Source organism: Idiomarina sp. MD25a (assembly GCF_001870515.1).
In the GTDB taxonomy this organism is placed as follows: Bacteria; Pseudomonadota; Gammaproteobacteria; order Enterobacterales; family Alteromonadaceae; genus Idiomarina.
Genome location: NZ_MDGT01000005.1, coordinates 312,094 through 320,234 on the forward strand (window position 1 = coordinate 312,094; position 8,141 = coordinate 320,234).

The following is an 8,141-nucleotide window of genomic DNA, read 5'->3' on the forward strand; positions in this document are numbered from 1 at the left end:
TTGCCTTAGTTAATGTTGGCGGATTGCTTAGCAAGCAATTCAGCCAACTTTTCCGCCGGCATCGGCTTAGCAAAATGAAAACCTTGCGCTTCGGCGACTTTTAAGTGTTTAAAGTAATTCACTTGCTCTTCAAGCTCGATTCCTTCTGCCAATACGCTCATTCCCAGTCGATGAGCCATATTCACAATAGTCTCAATAATGATACGGCCACTGTCTTCATTTGAGTTATGTACGAATGTCTTGTCAATTTTAATACGATCGAGTGGAAGTTTCTGAAGATAACTCAATGACGAGAAGCCGACCCCAAAGTCATCAATAGCAACGTGAATTCCTTGACGTTTCAAGCGGTAGAGTATATCAGCAACAAGATCTGGATCTTCCATCACAATGCTCTCGGTAATTTCCAACTCGAGCCGATCCGGGCTTACATTATGATTTTGTAGTTGTTGCTCAACGAGTTCAGGAAAATCGCGCATCCTGAATTGAGGCACGGACACGTTAACCGCGACACGAAGCTCTGGCAAGCCCAACTCATCAAACTGACGTATCTGCTGACAGGCTTCCTCGATCACCCAAGCACCGATATCAACGATTAGCCCAGAGTATTCCGCAAGAGGAATGAACTCGCCGGGTGATATGAAGCTTCCGTCACGCTGTGGCCAACGCAATAAGCTCTCTACGCCGATAATGCGTTTAGAGGCTAAACAGACCTGTGGTTGATACCACACTTGTAGACGTCGTTCTGCAAAGTCTGCTCGCAGCAGCCGCACGATATGCAAGCGACGCTGAGTCTCTTGCTCCATGTAAGGCAAGTAGTAATTATGACGCTCGAAAGAGTTCTTCTTGGCATTCTTGAGTGCAATATAGGCTTGCTTAAGCAAGCTTTTACCACTCTCATGCTCACTGTTGGATGCGGCAGTAAAGCCACACGTAATACTCAGGGGAATATGATGCTCACCCGCGCGATAGGGCAGTCTGAACAGCTCATTTAAATTACGAGGTGAAATAATTTCTTCTGGGCCAATTAAACCAAAGACATCAGCGGCAATGCGTGAGACAAACACGTCTTGACCGAGTTGCTCACTCAGTCGCAACGCCACTGAGCGTAACAAAAGATTGCCCACGTCTTGCCCCAAGCCATCGTTAACATCAGAAAAGTGGTCAATATCAATGATTGCAACGACCGTTCGTTCATCTTTTAGTTTAGCTAATTCGGTTAAGCGTCGTGAGAATTCGCCACGGTTAGCGACGCCCGTTAACGGGTCACGATAGGCTGCGGCTCGCAACTCTTCAAACAAATTGGCATTTTCAAAGCCGACCGCGATATTTGCGAGAAAGACCTCAAGTAATTCTTGGTCATAGTTCTCAAGCAGTTCTGAGGTTTCAATATACGCTGCAGCTTGGTGTATCTGACCATCAATAAAAAATACAGAAGCACCGTCCAGTTGAATATGTCTCTTCTCACGCAAACATTGTTTCACCGCGTCTTCGATAAACTTAGAATTTAAACTTGTCAGGGAACGGTTAATGCTACCAGCAAAGTGTCCCGCCGCACCCAATACCAGTATCTCGTTATCCTTGTGAGGTGCGCGCGCACCGACAATACCTTCGGCGCTCAAACCTAATAATGACGCGAGTTGGGTAACTACACCCTCAGAAAAGTTAACGATAGAATGCTTTTCCATCAAGTTGGAAGCCGAGTGTATGATTTTACGCAAACCACGGCGATTTTCGTTGATAGTACGGAGCTGTTGGTAGGAGCGTATGGCAGCGTAAACCGTTGTCAGCAATCGACTACGAGTTAACTCGGTTTTGGTCTTGTAGTCATTGATGTCGTAATCTTTAATGACACTCTCTTCAGGCGCATAACCTGGCTGACCGGTACGTAACACGATTCTAATTTCGTCATTTCGTAAATCGCTTCTAATGGCACGTGCTACTTTTAATCCGGCGTCGTCAGATTCCATGACAACATCCAATAGAACCATCGCGATATCATTTTGGTTAGCAAGCACATCCATGGCTTGCTCACCACTGTAGGCATGAATAAACTCAAGTGATTTATCGGCAATAATTACGTCAGATAGCGCCATTTTTGTTACGGCATGAATTTCCTGATCGTCGTCAACGATCAAAATTTTCCAACTTTCTAACGCGGTGACTGCCCTAGCTTCATCATCGTCATCGATAAGAAACAGAGGCTCTTCATTATTACTGCTCATTCTTGCCTGCAAATTGTTAATCTCGATATAACAATCTAGCCATATCGAACTTCAACTGCAAGTATTTATGAGTTGTTCATCAGAAATGAACGTCTACTGACAAATAAGGACCCGAGAAACGCACATCGCTATAGGTGTCATCGATATCATCTAGCTTAATTTCCATATCACGATACCCGAGGCTGACACTAGCATCTATCGCAGCGTTATCAAGAAACTGATACTCGACCGACGCACTGATATCGCGGATGTCACTGTCATCAAAGCTGACGGCACTCGCTTCGGCATTAATCCACCAAGAAGTAAAAGGCAGTCCGATCTTAGTGGCTGCATACGCCATTGGTACAGTGCCCGAGAATTCGACAGGCGTAACGGTAGAACCCGCGACGATATAGCTGCTATTACCATCAAACCGCTTCGCGTTGACCCCTAAATCAATAGAGACGATATCATTATCAAAAATTTCATAATACAAAATATAATCGACATGGCTGAAGTCGCTCTCGGGATTGATTCCCTCACCATCAACAGTCATATCATTCCAACGCGCTTTAAAGTTAGGAATTAAAGGCACTGGATGCTCAAGTGCCACATAGTAACTTGAAAATGTTTCGCTTTGATCATCGTAATTGCCCAGCTGAACCTGTGGTTCGAACGCCGAAATTGAGCCATCGGCATTACCGTTCCAATATTGCCCACCTGCAAAAATACCAAATATGGTGTCGGCATTGGCTGCCATTGGAGCGAGCGCCAAACCGGCGAGTGGTAATATCTTCGCAATATGCTTCATAGTTAAACCTTCTGTACGTTGCTTAGCCTTGTGCTAATAAGCTGCGTAATTCAATGAGCGCAGCATTAGCACGAGAAATATAATTAGCCATTACTAATGAATGGTTTGCCATCAGACCAAAACCAGAACCATTGAGCACCATAGGGCTCCAGAGTGTCTTCTGCGTTGACTCTAATTCACTAATAATCTGTTGCAAGCTAATTAACGCATTTTTATCTTCCAGAATATCTTTAAAATCGATTTCGACGGCTTTCAAATAATGCAGTAATGCCCAAGAAGCGCCTCGCGCCTCATAAAATACATCGTCAATTTCCCACCAACTGGTTTGCTCTCGCACAATTCGCGGGGTTGGCGTGGACTGTCGAGCTTTCGCATTACCGGCTAGAGTGATATCAGGCTCAACTCGTGCCACACTCGCACTTAAGCGACGCGATAAAGAACCCAAACGTTTCTCTACCTCGGCTACCCACGCTCTCAAGTTATCCGCTCTGGAGTAAAATTGTGCGGAATGATCATTGGGGTCAGCAAGTGCAAGCCGGTATTGCTTTAATTGTTTAATAACCTCGTTAAACTCGCTTTCTGGTGATGGCGCAAACCAGCTTTCGTGATCAATATTCATCGCCGGCTGCGCCACTACTAGGAAGCTATTTTCGGCAGACTGGGACTGAGAACGGCTGTACTCGTTACGCATCACCAACATGAGATCACGCGTCATTTGTACAACGCCGTATTCCCATGCCGGAATATCATCAACCCACACGAAGGGCGGTAGGATATCATTGCTCATGTAGCCACCACGCTTATTTAGCAAGGTATCCAACACTTCGATAGCCGCAGTTGAAGTCGCGAAGCCATTGACTGGCTCTAAATTTAATTGCTCTGCTTGTGCCTGAACGCGCTGCTTAACGCTGAACGTGTCGGGTTCTTCAGAGAACCACCAGGCAATAACCCATAAGATAAGCACTAGAGATACTAATGAAATGAGTAACCATTTAATACTCAGCTTAAATTGACCTATTCGCATAGTCTGCTATCGACCCTCGACCGGAATTGAAATTGTTTGCGTCTGATTATTATCGTACGAAATAGTGAGGTTAAAAGTTTGTCCTTCCACCAAAGGCTTTTTCAGATCCATTAGCATGAAGTGATAACCACCACTTTGGAACACAACCTGTTCACTCGGAGCAATCGTTAATTCAGGTACGTGTTTCATCGACATCATACCATCACGCATTTCATGCGTATGAATCTGAGTCATTTTGCTTATATCTGAAGTGACATGATGGATGGTAATTGGTGTGGATGAAAGATTCTCTAGCGTAGCAAATGCAACGCCGTTTTGAGAGCCCGGAATGGACGCTTTTGCTCGCGCATCAGAAATACTCAAAGTATCTTGCGCCATGGCACTCGTTGATACCATTAGCGCAAGACCCACTAATAACTTTAACATTGGTTTCACCTCAATTTTTTGTCATTGAAGTGATGTTACACCGTTTTGCGTCGATCCCGAAACACAAAGTATAAGATCAGCAAACAAACAATGAGTGGCCAAAACATACCGATGCCGGTAAATATTAATGCAATGAATCCTGCAGCTAAACCGAGCAACACGCTACCAAACACCGTCATCACGACAAAAAACACTAACCCGACTACGGCAAATCCGATCAGCAGACTGATAGTAAACTCGAGTACTGACCCTACTGCAAAACCTAAGCCTGAAAGTATTTCTGGGGCAAAAAATAGCGCGCCTATAACAAGTAACGCGATTAACCAACCTTTACCGGAACTACGTTTATATGTGGACATAATGCCCTCCTCTTGTATTTACGCTACTTTTTTAATTCAATCTCCGTGCCAATTTATAACTATTTGTTTTAATTGATTTTTATACAGTAACGATATGTGATTGAGGCATTTCTACGCAGATAAAATAAAAAAACCGCCACATAGTGGCGGTTTTGACTAACTCAATTTAATTAAAAGCGATACTCAACTTCCGTGTAAACATAACCGCCATTAAAGCCTATCGGCGAGTTAGTGAGCGGATATTTGAAGATGCCATTAAATTGATTACCTTCACCACGTTCATCGGGATATTCATTAAACAAGTTTTGCGCTCCAACCGTGATGTCAAACTGATCGTTTAATGCGTAACTCACTGTGATATCAGTAATCCAATTCGGTCCGTACGTCTCTTTACCACTTGAGTAATTGATACTATAGGTACCAAAGTAACTAAATTGTACATTACTCGTCCATCGGCCCATTTCATGAGTGAGTCCCAACGACGCGCTGCTTGAAGGTACCGACTCTGTCATTCTCACGCGTTCATCTTCATCAAACAGAACTTGCTCCAGTCCATCAAGTAACGGCGGTAGGTTAACAGAATCGATCTCTGTATCGTTGTACCCATAAGCGAGTTGTGCTTTTAACGAGCCATAGCTGTCGAGGTCGTAATCTTTACTAACGACTAAATCAATCCCCTGGGTCGTTGTATCCACAGCGTTAACAAAGAACCGAGCGTTATCGGCATTTGTTTGTGCAAGCGCATCCGCAACGGCGGGGGAGTCCATTGGCGATACATCGCCCGACAATATGATGCGGTCATCGATTGCGATCTGATAGGCATCGAGTGTTACCGCAAGTCCATCGTAACCATTCCACACCAATCCAAGGCTGTAGCTCTGCGATTCTTCAGGTTCTAAACGACCAATATTGAGGGCGTTGGCTACATCACTTAAGTTATTAAAGGTACCCGACTGTTCGGGCACCAAACCGTCACCACGATCAACGAATAAGGTTGATACATTGGTGAAATAAAGTTGCTGAACACTCGGCGCCCTAAAGCCCGTGTTGACTGCACCACGTACCGCGAACCGGTCAGTAATGTCGTAGCGACCGGAGACCTTCCAACTCGTGTTGTCGCCAAAATCGGAGTAATCTTCGTAACGTACCGCAGCGCCCCACATGAAGTCTGTAGTAAGCTGATTTTCCGCTTCTAAATACACACCAATATTATCTCGGCTTTGGTCAACCTCAGACTCGGGCGTAAAACCACTAAAGCCCTGACTGCCTGATGGACGATCCTGGTAACCACCATCGATGTATGATGCTTCTTCTCCTGCCGTAATCTCATAGCTATTCTCGCGATAACTGATACCTGTGGCAATCGAGAGATCAGAGTTATTTAAAAACGGAATGAAACGTTGGGCATCGATAGTAACGTTTGTTTCCTTATTTTCTAAGGTGCCCGCTTCAAACGAAGTCGGTGTAACATTCGGCCCTAAGGAAGCATTAAGCGAGTTTTTCACGTTATATTGAAACTCGCTCATACCGTGACCTGCGCTTACATCAATGGTCCACTCATTTAATAGCCACTCATAGCCTACGTAAGCAGAATAGTCTTTCACATCAGGCGCGAGAATCGGTAAAAAGCCATCAGGATAGATTTCTGTAAGTGTATTCGACTGCAAAGCACGACGATAAAATGCCCCTGATTCCGATGAGCGATCACTTACTCCTGCGAAAGCATATAAAGTGCCGCCTTCAACCACTTCCTGCTCGTAATTTGCGAACAACGCTGCGTTTTCGTACTCTGCATCACCTACATGAAAGCTATAGCGATCAAAGGTATCTTCACGCGGATCTGGGTCGCCATTAGGTAATTCGGGGTACTGCTGACGCGGGTCCGGGCCTGCACGATTTGTACGGTTTTTATGATGAAATTCACCGGATAGTGTAAGTGAGCCCGTATCACCTACTTTAAATCCACCACTAGCAGATAGTTTGTATTGCTCACCGTCACCTTCATAAGTTTGACCAACTTGTGCATTGGCTGTACCGCCCGAATCGTTGTCCTTCAGCACGATATTGATAACTCCAGCAATCGCATCCGAGCCGTAAAGTGCTGCGGCACCGTCACGTAGCACTTCAATGCGCTTAATCGCTGAAATAGGTATCGCGTTTAAGTCGACATTAGAGCTACCACGCCCGGTTGTACCACTTAAATGCACTAAAGCAGATTTATGACGACGTTTTCCGTTCACCAACACCAACGTATGGTCAGGAGAAAGCCCGCGTAACGAGGCAGGACGCACAGCATCTGTTCCGTCTGTCACTGAGGACGACGGAAAGTTAAAGCTTGGCACGGCATACTGCAGCGCTTTTGCTGTTTCTGTAATGCCCGTAGCTGCTAAGTCATCTGCTGAAATGATGTCGACCGGCGCGGCACCGTCTGTTGCCGTGCGATAAGATAGCCGTGACCCAACAACCTGAATCACTTCTTCGACGTCCGCCTCGGCTTGATCTTGTTGCTGGGCAAACGTGGGTAGGGAACTGATCGATGTGGCTGTAACAACAGCCATCGCAATTGCATTATATTTTTTCATTACTGCTCTCCATGGGCCGTAACACAAACAAATTATGTTAGGCAATATACCAGTAGTTAGGAGTACGCAGATAATGCAGTTTACGATTATATATAAACAAAAATTATAGGTAGCGTGCGCATTCTGCGCACGGGGCGGTGTGGATTGTCGCGCAGGATGCGCGACGTACAGGGTGCGGTCATACCATCATGCGGTCGTAGCGTGCGCATTCTGCGCACGGGGCGATATGGATTGTCGCGCACAATGCGCGACGTACAGGGTGTAGTCATACCATCGCGACCGTAGCGTGCGCATTCTGCGCACGGGGCGGTGTGGATTGTCGCGCAGGATGCGCGACGTACGTGTTGCGGAGGCGACGTACGTCTGGCGAGCAGGCATAAAAAAATCCCCCGTGCTTGCGCACGAGGGATTGTTTATTTGAAGTCTGGCGGTGTCCTACTCTCACATGGGGAGACCCCACACTACCATCGGCGCTGGTATGTTTCACTTCTGGGTTCGGAATGGAGCCAGGTGGTGCCATACCGCTATGGCCGCCAGACATAAACTGTCACAACATGGATTCGGCTGATTGTATCGCCACTCTCTTATTCAATTCGATAAAGCGTCTTACGTGCTCAACAAGCAAACACCTTGGGTGTTGTATGGTTAAGTCTCACGGGCCATTAGTACGGGTTAGCTCAACGCCTTACAACGCTTCCACACCCCGCCTATCAACGTCGTCGTCTGCAACGACCCTTC

6 protein-coding genes and 2 rRNA genes are annotated in these 8,141 nt (G+C 46.0%); all 8 read right to left on the bottom strand.

What is annotated here, in order from left to right; translation table 11 throughout:
• Positions 1 to 5 precede the first annotated feature (5 nt).
• A complete protein-coding gene (locus tag BFR57_RS12290) occupies positions 6 to 2,222 on the bottom strand; it encodes an EAL domain-containing protein (protein WP_071464268.1) in 2,217 nt (738 codons plus the stop codon).
• A gap of 79 nt (positions 2,223 to 2,301) precedes the next feature.
• Complete coding sequence (locus BFR57_RS12295) at positions 2,302 to 3,012, bottom strand: TIGR04219 family outer membrane beta-barrel protein (protein ID WP_071464269.1); 711 nt, start codon at positions 3,010 to 3,012, stop codon at positions 2,302 to 2,304.
• A gap of 22 nt (positions 3,013 to 3,034) precedes the next feature.
• Positions 3,035 to 4,036, bottom strand: a complete 1,002-nt coding sequence (locus BFR57_RS12300; RefSeq protein WP_071464270.1) for a DUF2333 family protein — start codon at positions 4,034 to 4,036, stop codon at positions 3,035 to 3,037.
• A 6-nt stretch (positions 4,037 to 4,042) separates the two neighbouring features.
• On the bottom strand, positions 4,043 to 4,462 hold the full coding sequence (locus tag BFR57_RS12305) for a copper chaperone PCu(A)C (protein ID WP_071464271.1): 420 nt from the start codon (positions 4,460 to 4,462) through the stop codon (positions 4,043 to 4,045).
• A 35-nt stretch (positions 4,463 to 4,497) separates the two neighbouring features.
• Complete coding sequence (locus BFR57_RS12310; protein ID WP_071464272.1) at positions 4,498 to 4,821, bottom strand: hypothetical protein; 324 nt, start codon at positions 4,819 to 4,821, stop codon at positions 4,498 to 4,500.
• A gap of 170 nt (positions 4,822 to 4,991) precedes the next feature.
• Positions 4,992 to 7,403, bottom strand: a complete 2,412-nt coding sequence (locus BFR57_RS12315) for a TonB-dependent receptor (RefSeq protein ID WP_071464273.1) — start codon at positions 7,401 to 7,403, stop codon at positions 4,992 to 4,994.
• 422 nt (positions 7,404 to 7,825) lie between these two features.
• A 5S ribosomal RNA gene (gene rrf, locus BFR57_RS12320) occupies positions 7,826 to 7,941 on the bottom strand.
• 103 nt (positions 7,942 to 8,044) lie between these two features.
• A 23S ribosomal RNA gene (locus BFR57_RS12325) occupies positions 8,045 to 8,141 on the bottom strand; the annotation flags it as partial.

Coding starts and splice junctions, on each gene's coding strand:
- BFR57_RS12295 (WP_071464269.1), bottom strand. CDS start 3,012: ATGAAGCATATTGCGAAGATATTACCACTCGCCGGTTTGGCGCTCGCT.
- BFR57_RS12310 (WP_071464272.1), bottom strand. CDS start 4,821: ATGTCCACATATAAACGTAGTTCCGGTAAAGGTTGGTTAATCGCGTTA.
- BFR57_RS12315 (WP_071464273.1), bottom strand. CDS start 7,403: ATGAAAAAATATAATGCAATTGCGATGGCTGTTGTTACAGCCACATCG.
- BFR57_RS12305 (WP_071464271.1), bottom strand. CDS start 4,462: ATGTTAAAGTTATTAGTGGGTCTTGCGCTAATGGTATCAACGAGTGCC.
- BFR57_RS12290 (WP_071464268.1), bottom strand. CDS start 2,222: ATGAGCAGTAATAATGAAGAGCCTCTGTTTCTTATCGATGACGATGAT.
- BFR57_RS12300 (WP_071464270.1), bottom strand. CDS start 4,036: ATGCGAATAGGTCAATTTAAGCTGAGTATTAAATGGTTACTCATTTCA.